This is a genomic window from Sphingomonas sp. CD22, from assembly GCF_034556155.1.
Lineage (GTDB): Bacteria > Pseudomonadota > Alphaproteobacteria > Sphingomonadales > Sphingomonadaceae > Sphingomonas.
This window is the reverse complement of sequence record NZ_JAYDYX010000003.1, coordinates 206,100-222,855: the sequence shown is the minus strand read 5'-3', so window position 1 is coordinate 222,855 and position 16,756 is coordinate 206,100. Positions and strand designations below refer to the sequence as shown.

Below are 16,756 nucleotides of genomic sequence, written 5' to 3'. Positions count from 1 at the left end.
GAGGGCAGCGCTGAACCTTCATTTAAGCCGGCCTCGTTCCAAACCCGCCCCGTCACCCCGGAACGAGTCCTAAGCCGGATCGACATTCGGGGTTTTGGCTAAATTCCTCCCCGCCCGGGGGAGAAATTTGCCTGAATGTCGATCCGACCCGGGCGGCGATGGTCTGCGTCCCCGGCTTGCGATACGCTGCGCGCCGCGACCATGACGGCAAAGCGGGGAACGACGAAGATGGGACGATTCACCCAGGCCTATCGCGACGTCATCGTCCAGGCGCTCGATCGGTTCGTCGCCTCGCCGGACGATGACTTCAATCGCGGCTGCGACGCGGTGGCCAGCGCGCTCGCGGCGGACCGGATCATTTATGTGGCGGGCAGCGGCCATTCCCATCTGATCGCGGAAGAGGCCTTCTACCGTGCCGGCGGCGTCGCCGCGGTACAGGCGATCCTCGACCCCGATCTGATGCTGCATGTCAGCGCGACGCGATCCTCGGCGCTGGAGCGCGAGGCGGGCCGTGCCGAGGCGCTGCTGGCGAATTACCCCGTCGCGGCGGGCGATGTCGTCATCGTCGTGTCCAACTCGGGGCGCAACGCCTTCCCGATCGAGATGGCGCTCGCCTGCCGATCGCGCGGCGCGAGCGTGATCGCGATCACCTCGCTGCGCCATTCGCGCAGCGTCGGATCGCTATACCCCTCGGGCCAGCGCCTGTTCGAGGTCGCCGACATCATCCTCGACAACGGCGCCGTTCCGGGCGACGCCAGCGTCGCGATCGCCCCGCACGGACCGGTGATGGGTCCGACCTCCACCATCCTCGGCGCCTTCATCATCAACGCGCTGCTGGCGGAGGCGACCGCGCGCCTCGCCGACCGCGGCATCGCGATCGACGTCTATCAAAGCGCCAACACGACGAACGGCGACACCGCCGCCGCCGCCATCGCCGCCGCTGGAAACCGCGCCTGAAAGGCCTCTGACGCAGGACGGGTGGAAAGCATCCGCGGCACCCGGCCCCTCTCTGCGCGGACACCCCGTCTTCTCCGCGCCTCCGCGCGAATGAATCCTCAGCCAAGGCATCCCCGGCCGCGCCGCCGACGTACCTCTCACCAGCAGCCCACAAAGGGGTGCGCCAAGAGAAGGATGCCCCATGACCAAGATCCACGTCCGCGCCGCGATCGCCGCCGTCGCCATGCTCGCCGCCGGCCCGGCCATGTCGGCCGCCAAGAACCCGATGGTCGGCGGCGCCGCGATGTACCCGACCAAGACGATCGTCGAGAATGCGGTCAATTCGAAGGACCACACCACGCTCGTCGCCGCGGTCAAGGCGGCCGGCCTGGTCGACACGCTGTCCGGCCCCGGCCCGTTCACCGTCTTCGCGCCGACCAACGCCGCCTTCGCCAAGCTTCCCGCCGGCACCGTCGACACGCTGGTCAAGCCCGAGAACAAGGCGACGCTGACCAACATCCTCACCTATCACGTCGTTGCCGGCACGATGACGTCGAAGCAGATCGCCGCCGCGATCAAGGCCGGTGGCGGCAAGGCGACGCTGACCACGGTGCAGGGCGAGCCGCTCACCGCGTCGATGATGGGCAACCGGCTGACGCTCACCGACGCCAAGGGCGGCATGAGCCACGTCACGATCAAGGACGTCATGCAGTCGAACGGCGTCATCCATGTCGTCGACACGGTGCTGATGCCCTGATCCCGCTTCGGGCCGCGGCGCGCACGGCGTCGCGGCCCGGTCAAGGGGTGACGGATCGCGTCAATCCGATTACAGGCCCGCCGGATGTCCCGAAGCTCCAACCGCACCCAGGCGCGCGCCGCCGCCCGCCTTGCCGCCGTCCAGGCGCTCTACCAGCATGAGATGGAAGGCACCGCGGTGCCGTCGCTGCTCCACGAATTCCACAACCACCGCCTCGGCGCGACGATCGAGGACGCGGAATATGCCGACGCCGACGTCGATTTCTTCGACGACCTCGTCAAGGGCACGACCGCGCGCGCCGGCGAGATCGACCTCGCGATCGAGAAGAAGCTCGCCAAGGGCTGGACGCTTGCCCGCCTCGACAAGCCGATGAAGGCGATCCTGCGCGCCGGCACCTACGAGCTGATGGCGCGCGCCGACGTGCCGGTCGGCGCGACGATCAGCGAATATGTCGACATCGCCCACGCCTTCTACGAGCGTCGCGAGGCGGGCTTCGTCAACGGCCTGCTCGACGGCATCGCCAAGGACGTACGCACGGCGTAACCCGAATCCCTTCCCCGCCGGGGGGAGGATTTGGAAGGACAGGCCGAGCCTCATGACCGAAACCGACTTCCTCACCGCCTTGCGCGCCCTGCCGCTCCATCCGGCGGCGCGCGGGCTTCGCGACGATACCGCGCGGCTGCTCCACGTCCCCCTCGTCGTCACCACCGACACGTTGGTCGAGGGGGTCCACTTCCTCTCCGCCGACACGCCGCAGGACGTCGCGTGGAAGCTCGTCGCCACCAACCTCTCCGACATCGCCGGCAAGGGCGCGAGGCCCGACGGCATCCTGCTCAACTATCCGCTTTCCGACGACGCCTGGGATCGCGCCTTCCTCGCCGGCCTCGCCGAGGTGCTCGTCGCCTGCGGTACCAGCCTGCTCGGCGGCGACACGGTGACGCTTCCCAGGGGCGCGCCGCGGTTCCTCACCGTCACCGCCTTCGGCTGCGATACCCCCGCCCCGCCCCGCGGCGGCGCCGGCGAGAATGACGCGCTCTGGGTCACCGGCACGATCGGCGACGCTGGCGCCGGCCTCGCCATCGCGCAGGGTGCGGACGGCCCGGCCGAACTCGCCGCACGCTATCGCCGCCCGACCCCGCGCCTCGCCGAGGGCCGCGTGCTCAGCCGGATCGCGCATGCGATGATGGACGTCAGCGACGGCCTGCTGATCGACGCCGCGCGGATGGGCGAGGCGAGCGGCCTCGCCGTCCACCTCGATCTCGCTGCGGTGCCGCTATCCCTGCCCTATCGCGCCTTCGCCGGCGACGACCGCGCCGCCCGCCTCGCCGCCGCGACCGCGGGCGACGATTACGAATTACTGTTCGCGATGCCCGCCAACGTCGTCCCGCCGGTCGTCGCCACCCGCCTCGGCCGCTTCGCGCGCGGCGGCGGCCTCCACCTCCACGACGACGGCCAGCCCCTGCCCCTGCCCGCCCGCCTGGGCTTCGAACACTAGCCGCATCGCAACGGCGCGCTTGCACTCCCCGCCGCCGCGCCATAGCCTCCGGTCAGGCGCCACGAGACCGGGACACATCGGCCGTGCGTCAACAGGAGAAGGAGATGCGAGAATGACCACGGTCTTCATCGCCATCCTCTGCGGCGTCATCGCCGTGGTCTATGGCTTCGTCACCAGCCAACAGGTGCTGCGCGCATCGCCCGGTGACGCTAAAATGCAGGACATCGCCGCCGCCATCCAGGAGGGCGCCAAGGCCTATCTCGGCCGCCAATATACCACCATCGCGATCGTCGGCGTCATCGTCGCGGTCATCCTGTTCGCCGCATTGGGCGCGATCTCGACGATCGGCTTCGTCATCGGCGCGGTCCTGTCGGGCGTCGCCGGCTATGTCGGCATGAATATCTCGGTCCGCGCCAACGTCCGCACCGCGGAGGCTGCGCGCCATTCGCTGCAGGGCGGCCTCACCATGGCGTTCCGCTCGGGCGCGGTCACCGGCATGCTCGTCGCCGGGCTCGGCCTGCTCGCGATCAGCGGCTTCTTCTGGTATCTCACCGGTCCCGCCGGTCACGCCCCCAACGACCGGATCATCGTCGAGGCGCTGACCGCTCTGGCGTTCGGCGCGTCGCTCATCTCGATCTTCGCGCGATTGGGCGGCGGCATCTTCACCAAGGCCGCCGACGTCGGCGCCGACCTCGTCGGCAAGGTCGAGGCGGGCATTCCCGAGGACGATCCGCGCAACCCCGCGGTGATCGCCGACAACGTCGGCGACAATGTCGGCGATTGCGCCGGCATGGCCGCCGACCTGTTCGAAACCTATGTCGTCACGCTCGGCGTCACGATGATCTCGATCGCGCTCCTCATCCGCGCCGATGCCGCCGAGCTGATGCGGCTGATGAGCCTGCCGCTGCTCGTCGGCGGCGTCTGCATCGTCACCTCGATCATCGGCACCTATGCGGTCCGCCTCGGCAAGGGCAGCATCATGGGCGCGCTCTACAAGGGCTTCTGGACCTCGGCATTGCTGTCGATCCCCGCCATCTATCTAGCCACGCAATATGTGCTCGGCGACCTCCACCGCACGATCGGCAGCGCCGGCTTCCTCGACGCGGTGTCGGACGACCTCACCACGGGCTTCGACCAGCCCGCAGCGGCGGCGGGGGCGATCCCCAGCTTCACCGGCATGGACCTGTTCTGGTGCATGGTGATCGGTCTCGCCGTCACCGGGCTGATCGTCTGGATCACCGAATATTACACCGGCACCAACTATCGCCCGGTCAAGTCGATCGCCGCCGCCAGCCAGACGGGCCACGGCACCAACGTCATCCAGGGCCTCGCGATCAGCCTCGAATCGACCGCGATGCCGACGCTGGTGATCGTCGTCGCGGTCATCGCCACCTATCAGCTCGCCGGGATCATCGGCATCGCCTTCGCCGCGACCGCAATGCTCGCGCTGGCCGGCATGGTGGTCGCGCTCGACGCCTACGGCCCGGTCACCGACAATGCCGGCGGCATCGCGGAGATGGCCGGCCTGCCCGACGACGTCCGCAGCCGCACCGACGCGCTCGACGCGGTCGGCAACACCACCAAGGCGGTGACCAAGGGCTATGCGATCGGCTCGGCGGGGCTCGCCGCGCTCGTGCTGTTCGGCGCCTATACGACGGACCTCCAGACCTATTTCCCCGACGTCACCGTCGATTTCAGCCTGTCCAACCCCTATGTCATCGTCGGCCTGCTGCTCGGCGCGCTGCTGCCCTATCTGTTCGGCGCGTTCGGCATGACCGCGGTCGGCCGCGCGGCGGGCGCGGTGGTCGAGGAAGTGCGCGGCCAGTTCCGCGACAATCCGGGCATCATGCTCGGCACCAGCCGGCCCGATTACGCCCGCACCGTCGACCTCGTCACCCGCGCCGCGATCCGCGAGATGATCGTGCCCAGCCTGTTGCCGGTGGCGAGCCCGATCGCGCTCTACTTCGTCATCACCGCGGTGGCGGGTCAGGCGCAGGGCTTCGCCGCGCTCGGCGCGATGCTGCTCGGCGTGATCGTCTCCGGCCTGTTCGTCGCGATCTCGATGACCAGCGGCGGCGGCGCCTGGGACAATGCCAAGAAATATATCGAGGACGGCAATTACGGCGGCAAGGGCTCGGAGGCGCACAAGGCCGCGATCACCGGCGACACCGTCGGCGATCCCTACAAGGACACCGCCGGCCCGGCGGTCAACCCGATGATCAAGATCACCAACATCGTCGCGCTGCTCCTCCTCGCCGCACTGGCGGCGGGCGGCGGCGGGTAAGCCCTTGCGTCAAGGGCGTCGGGGCCGCGCGGAGGTGTTGAGAAACGGGATCGGCTCCGATCCCACGACAGGGAGAGTAGCCGCCTCTCTCATTCGTCAACCCGACGAAAGTCGGGACCCATGGACGCGCCGACGGCGCGGCAGCGCACCACATCGCAGCTTACCGCAACCATAGGCCCCGGCCTCCGCCGGGGTGGAGGCGCGATACCCCACGAAAGCAACACCTCCGCGCTCTCCGCGCCTCCGCGCGCAAAGCCTTCCTTCCCTCTGCGCCTTCGCGCCTTCGCGCGATCTTTCCTATCGACCCGAACGACCCGGCCCGCGAACCCGCCGATAGCCGCACCGCCACAATTTTGCCCATCAACGCCAACCCCAAGCTAACGTCAGGAAAGACAACGTTTCTTCCCCAAACCTTCGCCGATCCCGGCACCCGCCACGCGATCCGCCGGCCATTTCGTTGATAAATCGGTAAGGTCTGATGCCTAGCCGCCGCCTCCAACCGTGGAGGAGCGTAGGACGATGAAAGACACACTTGCCGGCTTCATCGACAATGTGGGTCTGGCCGATGCCTTCAACGTCCAGCACGACGATCCGCACAAGGCGCGCAAGCCGCTGCTCGACGGCATCAGGCGGATGCGCGACCAGTTCGCCGCGCGTAACAGCGATACGAGCAGGGCGGCCAACCGCTGGTGGCAGATCAAGAACGGCGTCCTCGCGATGACGGTGAAGATCGGCGGCGAGACGCTGCAGATCAACGGCGCGACGACCAATCACCTGCCGGTCGATCGCTTCGAGGAGTTCCTCGAAAAGTTCGAACAGGCGGTCGACAGCGGCGCCTTCGACGACGAACTGAAGGCCAAGGGCATCGGCCGCGCCAGGACCCAGCAGCCGTCGAACGGCAAAAGCAAGATCATCGACACGCGCATCGGCGGCCGGCATCCCAGCAACGACCGCGAAGACTGGGACGATCTGACCTGGGCGCAACGCCAGCAGATCGGCGCCTATTACCGCGCCGGCAAGAACCCCGACGGGACCGTGATCGCCAAGGTCGGCTATCGCCCCGACGCCCCCCTGGCCGACTGACGCAGGCGCGCGTTCCAATGGCGAGACGGGGCACATAACGCCCCCCAGGTCATCTCGGCGAAAGCCGGGACCCAGGGATTGCGCGCCATCCATGATGCGCGAAACGTCGGCTGCGCGTCGACAGGTCTTGGCGTGCGTCGAATGACGACTGCGACCCCGCCAATTCTGCGAGCTTCCCGCTAAGCCAACGGTCCAGACGCGGCGGTTTGCCCTCGGGATCGGAGACGGCAGCCACTATCGGCTCGTCCTGTGGCCCGCCATGATAGCCGCCGTCGTCCTGCTCGATGGTTGCGGTACTCCACTAGTCGAAACAGACACTTCGCACTCCGCGCTTGCAGCCTGCCACGGCCCCCGTCATCCCTCCCTATGCGGTCTTGGGGGCAAGGCCGCGCAAGGGGGAGACACGCTTTCATGGTCCGTCGTCACGCACGTTGCGCTGCCACCATCCTGCTTGCCGCGATTGCTGCGCCGGCAGGCAGCCAGACCGGCGGTGGCGCGCCCAAAGCTGCCGACGCGCCCGCGGTCGACCCCCAAGCCACCGTTCCCGTAGAAGCCTTTGCCGAACTTCCGGTCCTCGCCGATCCGAGCCTTTCGCCGGACGGCACGCACATCGCCGGCAAGATGGCGGTCGCAGGCGCACAGCATCTCGTCGTCGTCTCGCTCTTCGATCATGCCAAACCCGTCGCGATCAAGGTCGGGCCGGAGATGGATATCAACTGGTGGCACTGGGTCGGCAACGGCTGGCTTGCGGTCGGCGTCGGCCAGCAGGTGCCGTTCCAGGGTGACGATGTCTATATGACGCGGATGATCGGGGTCAGCGCCGATATGAAGCAGGTACAGCGGATCGACTGGCCGCGTTCGGGCTTGCGTGCGGACGATCTGCTTTGGGTTGCGCGCGACGGCAGCCCACGCATCCTCTTCTCGCGCCAGACCGGTATCGAAACACTCGACGAAATCTACCCGTCGGTATGGGAGGCCGACGTGTCGACCGGCCGGACCAAGCGTGTCGCCAGCAGCCAAGTGGACGTATGGAACTGGCACGCTGACGGCGCCGGCACCGTCCGCATGGGTGTCCGCTACGCCGATGCGACCGGTCGGGCATCCCTTCTCTATCGCACGAGTAACAGCGAATTCTTTCACACCATCGCGCGCAACGATCCCAAGAGCGAGACGAGCGTCGTCGTGCCGCTTACCTTTCGTGCCGACGGCACCGCGCTTGCTACCGACGACACCAGTGGCCGCGATCAACTCTATGAAGTTTCGCTGCCCGACCTCAAGCTCGGCAAGAAGCTATTCGGCCTCGATCGCTATAATATCGACGGCATCATCGAGAACCACGACGGTACTGATGTCATCGGCGTCCAGGTCACCGACACCTATCCGCATACCGTCTGGCTCGATCCGGAGATGAAGAAGATTCAGGAGGCGGCAGACAAGGCGGTCGGCAACCGCCGTGCGCGCATCGTCTCGCGCAATGCAGACGACAGCCGCATGCTGGTCGAGGTCGGCACCGCCTCGCAGGCCGGCACGCTATATTTTTGGGACCTCGCCGTCGGGCGCATGCAGCGTTACGCCTATCAGAACAGGACGCTCGGCAACCGCAGCCTCTCGCCGGTAAAGACCGTCCGCTATACTGCGCGCGACGGCACCGCGATCGATGCGGTGCTAACCCTCCCTCGCCGCCGAGCGGCCAGGAACCTGCCGCTGATCGTCCTGCCGCACGGCGGACCGATCGCCCGCGACAGTGAGGAATGGGATTGGTGGACGCAATATCTCGCGGAGATCGGCTATGCCGTGATCCAGCCCAATTATCGCGGCTCCTCGGGCTATGGCACCGCCTTCGTCAAGCTGGGTGAAGGCGAATGGGGTCTGAAGATGCAGGACGATCTCAACGACGCGATCGGCTATCTCGCCAAGGAGGGCATCGCCGATCCGAAACGCGTCTGCATCGCCGGCGCCTCCTACGGCGGCTATGCCGCGCTCCGCGCCGCGCAGCGTGATGGCACCTTTTACCGCTGCGCGATTTCCTATGCGGGCGTTTCCGATCTGGTTGGCATCAAACACTACGACGCGCAATTCCTCAACGGCAAGACCGCGGGTCGCTATTGGAGCAAGCGCACGCAGGATCTGCATGGTGTCTCGCCCCGCTTCGGCGCCGCTCAGGTGTCGATTCCCATCCTTCTGATGCACGGCAAGGCCGACCGTCGCGTCCCCGTCAGACAATCGCGACAGATGGCCGAAGCGTTGAAGGCGGCAGGCAAGCCCTACGAATATATCGAACAGCCCTTGGGCGACCACCATTTCACCCGCACTGAGGACCGACTGGAATTCCTTAAAGCCATGGACGCCTTCTTGGCAAAATATAACCCAGCATGATCGTTTACGGCCAAGGTATATTGTCGAGTCTACGGATGCCGTCATTACTTTAGAATATATTTGCTTTGCTCTTCAATAACTTGATCGATAGTGGGCTATTGGGTTGATCTGCAAGGCAATCACGCCTGTCCTACACACCAAAGATCTGCCACCTACCGACGCGCTCTTTGCCACCCATCGACTGTCCCCGGCGCGCCAGTCTCCCGGAACGCGCTCCGTCGCCATGCGCTTGCCGAACCGCCCGGCGCTCCCCACATCCACGCTGCTGCCGACAGCGATATGCGCGAACTTTGTGAAGTTGGCGCCCGCCCGCCGGTCCCCATTGCTTCCCTTTTTCGGCAGCCTGCGCTAAGGGCGCGCCCGAAGCACGCGAATAGAGGTTGATTTTTGGCCAAGGAAGAATTGCTCGAGATGCGCGGCCGCGTGGTGGAATTGCTCCCCAACGCGATGTTCCGTGTCCAGCTCGAAAACGATCACGAAATTCTCGGACACACCGCCGGCAAGATGCGCAAGAACCGCATCCGCGTGCTGGTCGGCGACGAGGTCCTGGTCGAACTCACCCCCTACGATCTGACCAAGGGCCGGATCACCTACCGCTTCATGCCCGGTCGCGGCGGCCCCGGCCCGCAATAAGCGGCCGCGCGACGCGTGTCGCTGGCTCTCGCCTCCTCGTCCCCGCGCCGTCGCGAACTGCTCGGCCGGCTCGGCCTCGCCGCCGACCGGATCACCGCGCCCGACATCGATGAATCGGCTTTGCCGGCGGAGCGTCCGCGCGACTACGTGCTGCGCATCGCCTGCGCCAAGGCCCGCGCGGTCGAGCGAGCGCCGGGCGAGGTCATCCTCGCCGGCGATACGACGATCGCGGTCGGCCGCCGCATCCTCGGCAAACCCGCGGATGACGCCGACCTGCGCCGCATGCTGGCGTTGCTCTCCGGCCGGCGCCATCATTGCTTGTCGGCGGTCGCGGTGATCGACACCGCGGGGACGCTGCGCCACCGGCTGTCCGACACGATCGTCGCCTTCCGCCCGCTCGACCCCGCCGAGATCGAGGCTTACGTCGCCAGCGGCGAGGGTGAGGGCAAGGCGGGCGGCTATGCCATCCAGGGCCGCGCCGAGGCGTTCGTGCGCTTCCTCCACGGCAGCCATTCGGGCGTCGTCGGCCTGCCGCTGATGGAGACGCGCGCGCTGCTGCGCACCGCCGGCCTGCCGCTTGCCTGAATGGCTCTATGAAGCCGGCATCGGCGAGGCGCGCGCCGCGCTGGTCGAGGACGACCGCATCGTCGAGGCCGCGATCGAACGGCCCGACCCGCTCCGCCTCGGCACTGTCGCCCGCGCGAAGCTGGTCGAACTGACCGCGGGCGGCATGGGCCGCCTCGACATCGCCGGCCAAGAAGCGGTGATCGCCCGCATCCCCCCCGGCGTCACCAAGGGCGCCGCCCTCACCGTCCAGATCGCGCGCGAGGCGATCCCCGAGGCCGGCCGCGCCAAGCCTCCCCGCGCGGTCGCCAGCGATGCGCCGCTCGGCGAAGGACCCGACCTGCTCGCCCGGCTCCACGCCACCGGCCTGCCGGTCCGCACGTTTCGCGCCCACGAACCCGACGCGCTCGAAGCCGCCGGCTGGTCCGAACTGCTCGACGAGGCGATCGGCGGCGAGATCGTCTTCCCGCTCGGCGGCCTGCGCATGTCGCCGACCCCGGCGATGACGCTCTTCGACGTCGACGGCCCGCCGCCGCTCGATCCGCTCGCCATCGCCGCGGCGCGCGCGGTCGCGCTGGCGATTCGCCGCCATGCGATCGGCGGCTCGATCGGCATCGACTTTCCGACGCTCGCCAACAAGACGGCGCGGCAGGCGGTGGCCGAGGCGATCGACGCGACGCTGCCGCCGCCGTTCGAGCGCACCGCGGTCAACGGCTTCGGCTTCCTGCAGATCGTCCGCCCCCGCCCCCGCGCCTCGCTGCCCGAGTTGCTGCGCGCCGATCCCGCCGGCACCGCCGCGCGCGCCACGTTGCGCCGCCTGGAGCGCGAACCGCCGGGCAGCCCGCTTCACCACCGCCTGCCGCCCGCGGTACACGCGCGACTGACCAGCCGCCCCGAATGGCTGGCGGAGCTTGCCCGCCGCACCGGCGTCACCCATCGACTGGACTGCGCATGACCGAAAAGAGCTGCCCGATCTGCGGCAAACCGGCGACGCCGGACCACACGCCCTTCTGCTCGCGCGGCTGCCGCGACCGCGATCTGCTGCAATGGCTCGGCGAGGGATATCGCCTTCCGGTGAAGGACGAAGAGAAAGACGGGGTAGACAGCATCGATTCCGCTGACTAAAGGCCGCGCTCCGATCGCGAGCATCCTCGCTTTCCACCCTGCCCGGGTAGCTCAGTTGGTAGAGCATGCGACTGAAAATCGCAGTGTCGGCGGTTCGAATCCGTCCCCGGGCACCACTTCCCCGCCCGTCGCGCGGTCAAGCCATCTCCATCATCACCACGGTCGAGGCGAGCGCCCCGGCGAAGATCGCGCGTGCGGTCGGATCGCGTCGTGCCGCCATACATGGCGGCAGCCGATGCAGCCGCTCGGGATCGGCGATCAGCCGGCACAGCAACGCCTCGTCGCCGTCGGGTCCGAACGGACACCCGCGACACAGCGGCCGTCCCAGACAGGCCTCGCCCAGGGTCATCACGCTGTCGATTACGGGGGCGAGCATGTCATAGCCCAGCGGCGCGAGCAGCGCATGCAGGCGTTGTTGCACCGGTTCGCGCTTGTCGCGCGCGGCGCGCCAGCATCGCGCGGCGCGCGCGATCACAGACGGTGCCACGCCGGGCGGCCGCGTCGTGCCCGCGGGGACCTCGATCATCGACGCTCCGCTCATCATCCGCCTCCGTATCTGCTATTGCGAGTCTATATCAGATACGGAGGCGTGAAGCTATGGCTGGCGTCAGTCGGCGAGGGGCGAACGGTCGAAGCCGGCCAGCAGCGTCGCGACATCGTCATAGCGCGCCACCGCCCCACGCAGCGCCGCGTCGTCGAAGCCGCCCGACCGTACCGCCACCGCGGCGACGCCGCAGCACTTGGCGGCGGTGATGTCATAGGGGGTATCGCCGAGCACGATCGCACGGCCCGGCGCGACGCCCGCCTTGGCCAGCGCCGCAGCAAAGATGTCGCCCGCCGGCTTGCTGGTCGCGACATCGTCCTTCGAAACCGTGGCATCCACCGCGCCGGCGATATCGAGCAAGCGCTGATAATGCGCCAGATCCTCGCCGCTCGCCGATGACGCGAGCACCACCGTACGGCCGCTCGCCGCGACGCGCCGGACGAGATCGGCGGCACCCGGAAACGGGCGAACGCGGTCGCGATAGCGCGCCTTGAACAGCTCACCCTGCCGCGCCGCCAGCCGCTCGCGATCCGCCGCCGCGACATCCGGCAGCAGCGCGGGCACGAGCAGATCGCCGCCCTTGCCGATCTGACCGCGGATCGCATCGCGATCGACGGCATGCCCGGCTTCGGCGAAGGCGGCGTGCCACGCCTCGACGTGGAAATCGTTGCTGTCGACCAGCGTGCCGTCGAGGTCGAACAGCACCGCCTGCACCTGCGCCCGCTCGCGCGTCAGCCACGCGGCCAGCGCACTCGCGCCCAGCACGGCGACGCCGGTGCGCGCCTGCCCCCGTTTGCGCAGCAGGCGCAGGCCGAGCGTCGCCGAGGCGCTGGTGATCAGCCCCGCCTTGCCGAGCCCCACGACCTGCCCCGCGCGGGCCGCGGCACGGCTCGCCGCAAATTCCTGCGCGGCGGCATGGGACTCGCGATCGTCCGGTGCCGCCGCGTCCCCATCGATGCGCTCGCCGCGTGCCGCGCCATCGCCGGCGACGTGATCCGCCACCCACGAGCCGCGGCTGCCCAGCGGTCGTGCCGTGCCGGTGGTGGTGTCGGCGGAGGTCTGGTGTTCCAGTTCGGCGTTCATCTCCGCGCCGAAGACGAGGATATAGGCCGACAGGTACAACCAGGTCAGCATCACCACGACCGCGCTCAACGAGCCGTAGGTCGCGTTGTAATTGCCGAAATTGGCGACGTAGAGGCCGAAGCCGAGGCTGAGCAGCAACCACCCGGCCGCGGCGAACAGCGACCCCGGCGTCAGCCAGGTCCAGCGCGCCTGCGCCCGCGACGGGCCGAAACGGTACAGCGCCGCCGCCGCGGCCGAGCCGGCGACGAGCAGCAGCAAATAGGAGGCGAGCTTGCCGCCGACCAGGATCACGCCCGGCGCGCCCGGCAGCAATGCCTCGAGCTTGCCGAGCGCGGCGATCGCCAGCGCCGCGACCAAGGCGACGATCACCGCCGCCGCGGTGATGCCGAGCGCGAGCAGATTGACCTTGATGAAGCCGCGCTTCTCCTCTTCCTCATAGGCGATGTTAAGCGCGGTGATCACCGCACCGGCGCCGTTGCGCGCGCCGAACAGCGCCAGCGCCAGCGCGAGCAGCAGCCCGAACCCCTTCTTGCCGTCCGACGATTTGACGACGTTCATCAATTGCTCGCCGACCAGCGTCGCCGCATCGGCGGGCATCACGGCGGCCAGGCGGTTGACGTCGGCGATCACGGTCTGCTGATCGGCGATCAGGCCATAGCTCAGCACGGTGACGCCGAGCAGCGGCACCAGCGCCAGGAAACCGTAGAAGGCGACACCGGCAGCGATCAGCCCGACATTGTCGCGTCCGGTCTCCGCCCAGGTGCGCTTGAGGACGGCCTTCCAGCCGCCCGCCGGCAGCGCCCAGGGGCTGTGTACCCCGTGTTCGCGATCGTCCATGCCCGTAACCCCCAATAACGCCGTTCGTTGTGCAAGGGCGAACCGGTGTCGCGGCGCACGGTTCCGCGGCGATTGGTGCGAGCGGGATATCGCGGTATGACGCGACGTTAACCCGGTGTAACGGATGGTGTCCGGGCGCGACTTGGCGCATCATCGGCCGGGGGCCGGACAGGGATGCGTCCGGGCTCCCGATGCAGGTTATTCGAACATGAACGCGCCTTTCCAGCCGAACGCTTCGCATCGCACCACCGACGGCCAGCCGGCGCAGCGGATCCACACGCTCGACGTGCTGCGCGGCATCGCGATCTGTGGCATCCTGCTGATGAATATCCACGGCATGGGCGACGTCGCCGATTACCCGCTGACCCGGTTTCCGGCGGGCTGGACCGGCGAATGGATCGCCTGGGGCGTGCAGACGCTGTTCGTGCAGGGCGCGATGCGGGGTCTGTTCACGATGCTGTTCGGGGCGAGCATGGTGATCATGCTGCGCCGTGCCGAGGGGGCGGACGCGTCGCCGCAGCCGCTCGACATCTGGGTGCGACGGTCGCTCGCCTTGATGGCGTTCGGCGTCGCGCAATGGCTGCTGTTCCTGTGGCCGGGCGAGATCCTGTGGAATTACGGGATCAGCGGCCTGTTCCTGCTCGCCTTCCGCGCCGCCCGTACGCGCACGCTGCTGCTCGCCGCCGCGCTGCTCACCGCCGGCCTCGCCGCCAATGCCGCGCTGTGGACGCATCAGCAGGCCGCGCAGCTCGAACAGGGTCAGGCGGCCGGCCTGCGCGCCGCCCGGGGGCAGGCGGTGACCAGCGACGACCGCGCCGCGATCCTGGCCGAACAGGAGCATCGCGCCAGCATCCGCCCCACCGCCGCCGAACGCGCCGAGCGGATCGCCCAGCGCACGCATGCGATCACGCTGCTGCACTGGAGCGGCGGCTATTGGATGCGCGAGAATCTGACGATCACCGGCTGGGTCGACATCGCCGAGAGCATCAGCTTCATGCTGGTCGGCATGGCGCTGTTCCGGCTGGGCATCCTCACCGGCGCGGCACCCGCCGCGACCTATTGGCGGATGGCGATCGGCGGCTATGCGGGCGGGCTGCTGCTGCGCGGGCTGCACGTCGCGCTGCTCGCGCGGACCGGACTCGACATGGGCTCGCCGGCGGCGCCGGGATGGGCGTGGGTGGTCATGGAAGCGGCGTTCGAGCCCGCCCGGCTGTTGGTGACGATCGGCCATGTCGGGGTGGCGGTGCTCGCCTTCCGCGCCGGATGGTTCGGCCAGGCGGTGACGCTGCGCGCGCTCGGGCGGATGACCTTGTCGGTCTATTGCCTGCAGTCGATCCTCGGCGCGCTGATCTTCTATGCGGCGGGCTATGTCGGCGCCTTCACCCTGCCGCAGCTGTGGCTGATCGCGGTGGCGATCTGGGCGATCTCGGCGATGCTGTGTCGCTGGTGGCTGGCGCATCATGAGATGGGGCCGGCGGAACGGCTGCTGCGCCGCATCGCCTACGGCCACGCCGCCAAGGCGCGCGCCGCGCCGCTCTGAACGGCTTCACGATGCTGTGAGGTGGGGAGCTTCTGTTGCCCGGTGCTCCCCGTACCGCTGGAATCCCTTCTGTTGCCCGGTGGGTCCAACCGCGTAATCTTGGAATAACTTCAGGCCGTTAGGCCCTCAGTTACGCCGCAATCGCGAGTGCTTCGTTATCGTTGGCACTTGTGTAATGGGCCGTTGCGGTGGTCCCATTCCGAGCGAAAGACAGCGCCCTTCAACACACGTCGATCCTAGTTCGGCCCCGTCATCGGAGCTGAGCCGATCGGCGGCACGCTTCACGCGCATCGACGTCCGGTCAGCTGCGGTGGTGGAGCCGCCGGGTACTGCCCCCGGGTCCGCTGCGTCTATTCAACGCCACCGTTTATCGCCATAGCCGGCTGGAAGCCGGTAACCGTCATATAGGCGTAACCCGCAGCGGCTGCAATCCACGCCTTTCGTTCGACACATTATGGCGTCATAGGGCCGGCATCATGTTGACCCAGCGTTCCCGTTACGCGCTGCGCGCGATGCTGTTCCTCGCGCAGGCGCCCGTTGCCAGTCCCCCGATTCCGATGGGGCGGATCGCGGTCGCCGCGAACGTGCCGCGCAAGTTCCTCGAACTCATCCTCGCCGACCTGCGCGACGCCGGCCTGCTGACCAGCACGCGCGGCAAGATGGGCGGCTACGTCCTGTCGCGCCCGGCGCGGCTGATCTCGCTCGGCGAGGTGATCCGCGTGATCGAGGGGCCGCTGGCGCTGGTCCCCTGCGTCAGCCGTACGGCTTATCGTTCGTGCACCGACTGCTACAGCGAAACCGATTGCGCGATCCGCCACGCGATGATGCGCGTCCGAGACGAAACCGCGCGGATCCTCGACGGCACCAGCCTGGCCGAGGCGACGGCGGAGCATCTCGTCGCGGCGTGACAAGTTACAATCCTCCCACGCCAGGGAGGTGTCGCCGCAAAGCGGTGACGGAGGGGGAGGATACGGCGGAGTTGCGTTTGCGGAAACGCCCCCTCCACCACCCGCTAACGCGGGCGGTCCCCCTCCCCCGCTAAAGCGACGGAGGAATTGGCACTCAGACCCGCGGCCGTGCCTTCAGTTCGTCGCGGATCTCGCGCAGCAGCGTGACGTCGGCGGGTTCGGCGGGCGCGGCGGCGGACGGCTTGGGCAGCAGTTTGTTGACCGAGCGGACGACCAGAAAGATGATGAAGGCGACGATGACGAAATTGGCCGCCTGGGTGATGAACGCGCCATAGCCGAGCAGCGGCACGCCCGCCTTCTTGAGCGCGGCATAATCGCTCAGCGACCCCGTGTAATTCGCCGGCACCGGCCCCATGCGCAGGAAATAGCCCGAGAAATCCAGGCCGCCGAAGATCTTGCCGATCACCGGCATGATCACGTCTTCGGTCAGCGAGGTGACGATCCGGCCGAAGGCCGCGCCGATGATGACCGCGACGGCCAGATCGAGCACGTTACCGCGTGCGATGAATGTCTTGAATTCCTTGAACACGA

General features: G+C 68.1%; 16 protein-coding genes, 1 tRNA gene and 1 other RNA gene. 14 read left to right on the top strand and 4 right to left on the bottom strand.

Features of this window, described 5'->3' with window-relative positions; genetic code table 11:
- Positions 1-228: 228 nt before the first annotated feature.
- The 12 genes from SFC76_RS07360 to SFC76_RS07305 all read left to right on the top strand — a co-directional run bounded on the left by SFC76_RS07360 (position 229) and on the right by SFC76_RS07305 (position 11,369).
- Positions 229-957: an SIS domain-containing protein gene (locus tag SFC76_RS07360; RefSeq protein WP_322848836.1), complete on the top strand. Its 729-nt coding sequence runs from the start codon at positions 229-231 to the stop codon at positions 955-957.
- 181 nt (positions 958-1,138) lie between these two features.
- Positions 1,139-1,693, top strand: coding sequence for a fasciclin domain-containing protein (locus tag SFC76_RS07355; protein WP_322848835.1), 555 nt, complete (start codon positions 1,139-1,141; stop codon positions 1,691-1,693).
- A gap of 84 nt (positions 1,694-1,777) precedes the next feature.
- The gene (gene nusB / locus SFC76_RS07350) at positions 1,778-2,236 is read left to right on the top strand and encodes a transcription antitermination factor NusB (protein WP_322848834.1); all 459 of its coding nucleotides are present in this window, start codon (positions 1,778-1,780) and stop codon (positions 2,234-2,236) included.
- Positions 2,237-2,288: 52 nt separating this feature from the next.
- A complete protein-coding gene (gene thiL, locus SFC76_RS07345) occupies positions 2,289-3,188 on the top strand; it encodes a thiamine-phosphate kinase (RefSeq protein ID WP_322848833.1) in 900 nt (299 codons plus the stop codon).
- A 112-nt stretch (positions 3,189-3,300) separates the two neighbouring features.
- Positions 3,301-5,472 (top strand): sodium-translocating pyrophosphatase, encoded by a 2,172-nt coding sequence (locus SFC76_RS07340; protein ID WP_322848832.1) that lies wholly within the window; start codon positions 3,301-3,303, stop codon positions 5,470-5,472.
- Between the two features lie 519 nt (positions 5,473-5,991).
- On the top strand, positions 5,992-6,555 hold the full coding sequence (locus tag SFC76_RS07335) for a hypothetical protein (RefSeq protein ID WP_322848831.1): 564 nt from the start codon (positions 5,992-5,994) through the stop codon (positions 6,553-6,555).
- 411 nt (positions 6,556-6,966) lie between these two features.
- Entirely contained in the window at positions 6,967-8,931 is a 1,965-nt protein-coding gene (locus tag SFC76_RS07330) for an alpha/beta hydrolase family protein (protein WP_416222402.1), read from the top strand.
- A gap of 387 nt (positions 8,932-9,318) precedes the next feature.
- A complete protein-coding gene (gene infA, locus SFC76_RS07325) occupies positions 9,319-9,564 on the top strand; it encodes a translation initiation factor IF-1 (RefSeq protein ID WP_017977808.1) in 246 nt (81 codons plus the stop codon).
- Positions 9,565-9,579: 15 nt separating this feature from the next.
- Entirely contained in the window at positions 9,580-10,149 is a 570-nt protein-coding gene (locus SFC76_RS07320; RefSeq protein ID WP_322848829.1) for a nucleoside triphosphate pyrophosphatase, read from the top strand.
- The gene (locus SFC76_RS07315) at positions 10,142-11,083 is read left to right on the top strand and encodes a ribonuclease (protein ID WP_322848828.1); all 942 of its coding nucleotides are present in this window, start codon (positions 10,142-10,144) and stop codon (positions 11,081-11,083) included. Before SFC76_RS07320 ends, SFC76_RS07315 begins: the two co-directional genes overlap by 8 nt.
- Positions 11,080-11,253 carry a DNA gyrase inhibitor YacG gene (locus SFC76_RS07310; protein WP_322848827.1) on the top strand — a complete coding sequence of 58 codons (174 nt, stop codon included), beginning with the start codon at positions 11,080-11,082 and terminating at the stop codon, positions 11,251-11,253. Before SFC76_RS07315 ends, SFC76_RS07310 begins: the two co-directional genes overlap by 4 nt.
- Positions 11,254-11,293: 40 nt before the next feature.
- A tRNA-Phe gene (locus tag SFC76_RS07305) sits at positions 11,294-11,369 on the top strand.
- A 20-nt stretch (positions 11,370-11,389) separates the two neighbouring features.
- Here SFC76_RS07305 and SFC76_RS07300 read toward each other — a convergent pair.
- Both SFC76_RS07300 and SFC76_RS07295 read right to left on the bottom strand, forming a co-directional pair.
- Entirely contained in the window at positions 11,390-11,779 is a 390-nt protein-coding gene (locus SFC76_RS07300; protein ID WP_322848826.1) for a hypothetical protein, read from the bottom strand.
- 81 nt (positions 11,780-11,860) lie between these two features.
- Positions 11,861-13,717 carry a YhjD/YihY/BrkB family envelope integrity protein gene (locus tag SFC76_RS07295; protein WP_322848825.1) on the bottom strand — a complete coding sequence of 619 codons (1,857 nt, stop codon included), beginning with the start codon at positions 13,715-13,717 and terminating at the stop codon, positions 11,861-11,863.
- 208 nt (positions 13,718-13,925) lie between these two features.
- On the opposite strand from SFC76_RS07295, the gene SFC76_RS07290 reads away from it, so the two are divergent.
- The gene (locus SFC76_RS07290; protein ID WP_322848824.1) at positions 13,926-15,257 is read left to right on the top strand and encodes a DUF418 domain-containing protein; all 1,332 of its coding nucleotides are present in this window, start codon (positions 13,926-13,928) and stop codon (positions 15,255-15,257) included.
- Between the two features lie 20 nt (positions 15,258-15,277).
- Here the strand turns inward: SFC76_RS07290 and ssrA are convergent.
- Positions 15,278-15,691: a transfer-messenger RNA gene (ssrA, locus tag SFC76_RS07285) on the bottom strand.
- A 42-nt stretch (positions 15,692-15,733) separates the two neighbouring features.
- Between ssrA and SFC76_RS07280 the strand changes: the two genes are divergently transcribed.
- The gene (locus tag SFC76_RS07280) at positions 15,734-16,165 is read left to right on the top strand and encodes an RrF2 family transcriptional regulator (protein WP_038662387.1); all 432 of its coding nucleotides are present in this window, start codon (positions 15,734-15,736) and stop codon (positions 16,163-16,165) included.
- A 154-nt stretch (positions 16,166-16,319) separates the two neighbouring features.
- Here SFC76_RS07280 and mscL read toward each other — a convergent pair whose 3' ends face one another.
- Entirely contained in the window at positions 16,320-16,754 is a 435-nt protein-coding gene (mscL, locus tag SFC76_RS07275; RefSeq protein ID WP_322848823.1) for a large conductance mechanosensitive channel protein MscL, read from the bottom strand.
- Between the last annotated feature and the right edge of the window lie 2 nt (positions 16,755-16,756).

Bases quoted from the DNA above. Each gene is read 5' to 3' on its own strand.
- SFC76_RS07360 (WP_322848836.1), top strand. From the start codon at position 229: ATGGGACGATTCACCCAGGCCTATCGCGACGTCATCGTCCAGGCGCTC.
- SFC76_RS07355 (WP_322848835.1), top strand. From the start codon at position 1,139: ATGACCAAGATCCACGTCCGCGCCGCGATCGCCGCCGTCGCCATGCTC.
- nusB (WP_322848834.1), top strand. From the start codon at position 1,778: ATGTCCCGAAGCTCCAACCGCACCCAGGCGCGCGCCGCCGCCCGCCTT.
- thiL (WP_322848833.1), top strand. From the start codon at position 2,289: ATGACCGAAACCGACTTCCTCACCGCCTTGCGCGCCCTGCCGCTCCAT.
- SFC76_RS07340 (WP_322848832.1), top strand. From the start codon at position 3,301: ATGACCACGGTCTTCATCGCCATCCTCTGCGGCGTCATCGCCGTGGTC.
- SFC76_RS07335 (WP_322848831.1), top strand. From the start codon at position 5,992: ATGAAAGACACACTTGCCGGCTTCATCGACAATGTGGGTCTGGCCGAT.
- SFC76_RS07330 (WP_416222402.1), top strand. From the start codon at position 6,967: ATGGTCCGTCGTCACGCACGTTGCGCTGCCACCATCCTGCTTGCCGCG.
- SFC76_RS07310 (WP_322848827.1), top strand. From the start codon at position 11,080: ATGACCGAAAAGAGCTGCCCGATCTGCGGCAAACCGGCGACGCCGGAC.
- SFC76_RS07300 (WP_322848826.1), bottom strand. From the start codon at position 11,779: ATGATCGAGGTCCCCGCGGGCACGACGCGGCCGCCCGGCGTGGCACCG.
- SFC76_RS07295 (WP_322848825.1), bottom strand. From the start codon at position 13,717: ATGGACGATCGCGAACACGGGGTACACAGCCCCTGGGCGCTGCCGGCG.
- SFC76_RS07290 (WP_322848824.1), top strand. From the start codon at position 13,926: ATGAACGCGCCTTTCCAGCCGAACGCTTCGCATCGCACCACCGACGGC.
- SFC76_RS07280 (WP_038662387.1), top strand. From the start codon at position 15,734: ATGTTGACCCAGCGTTCCCGTTACGCGCTGCGCGCGATGCTGTTCCTC.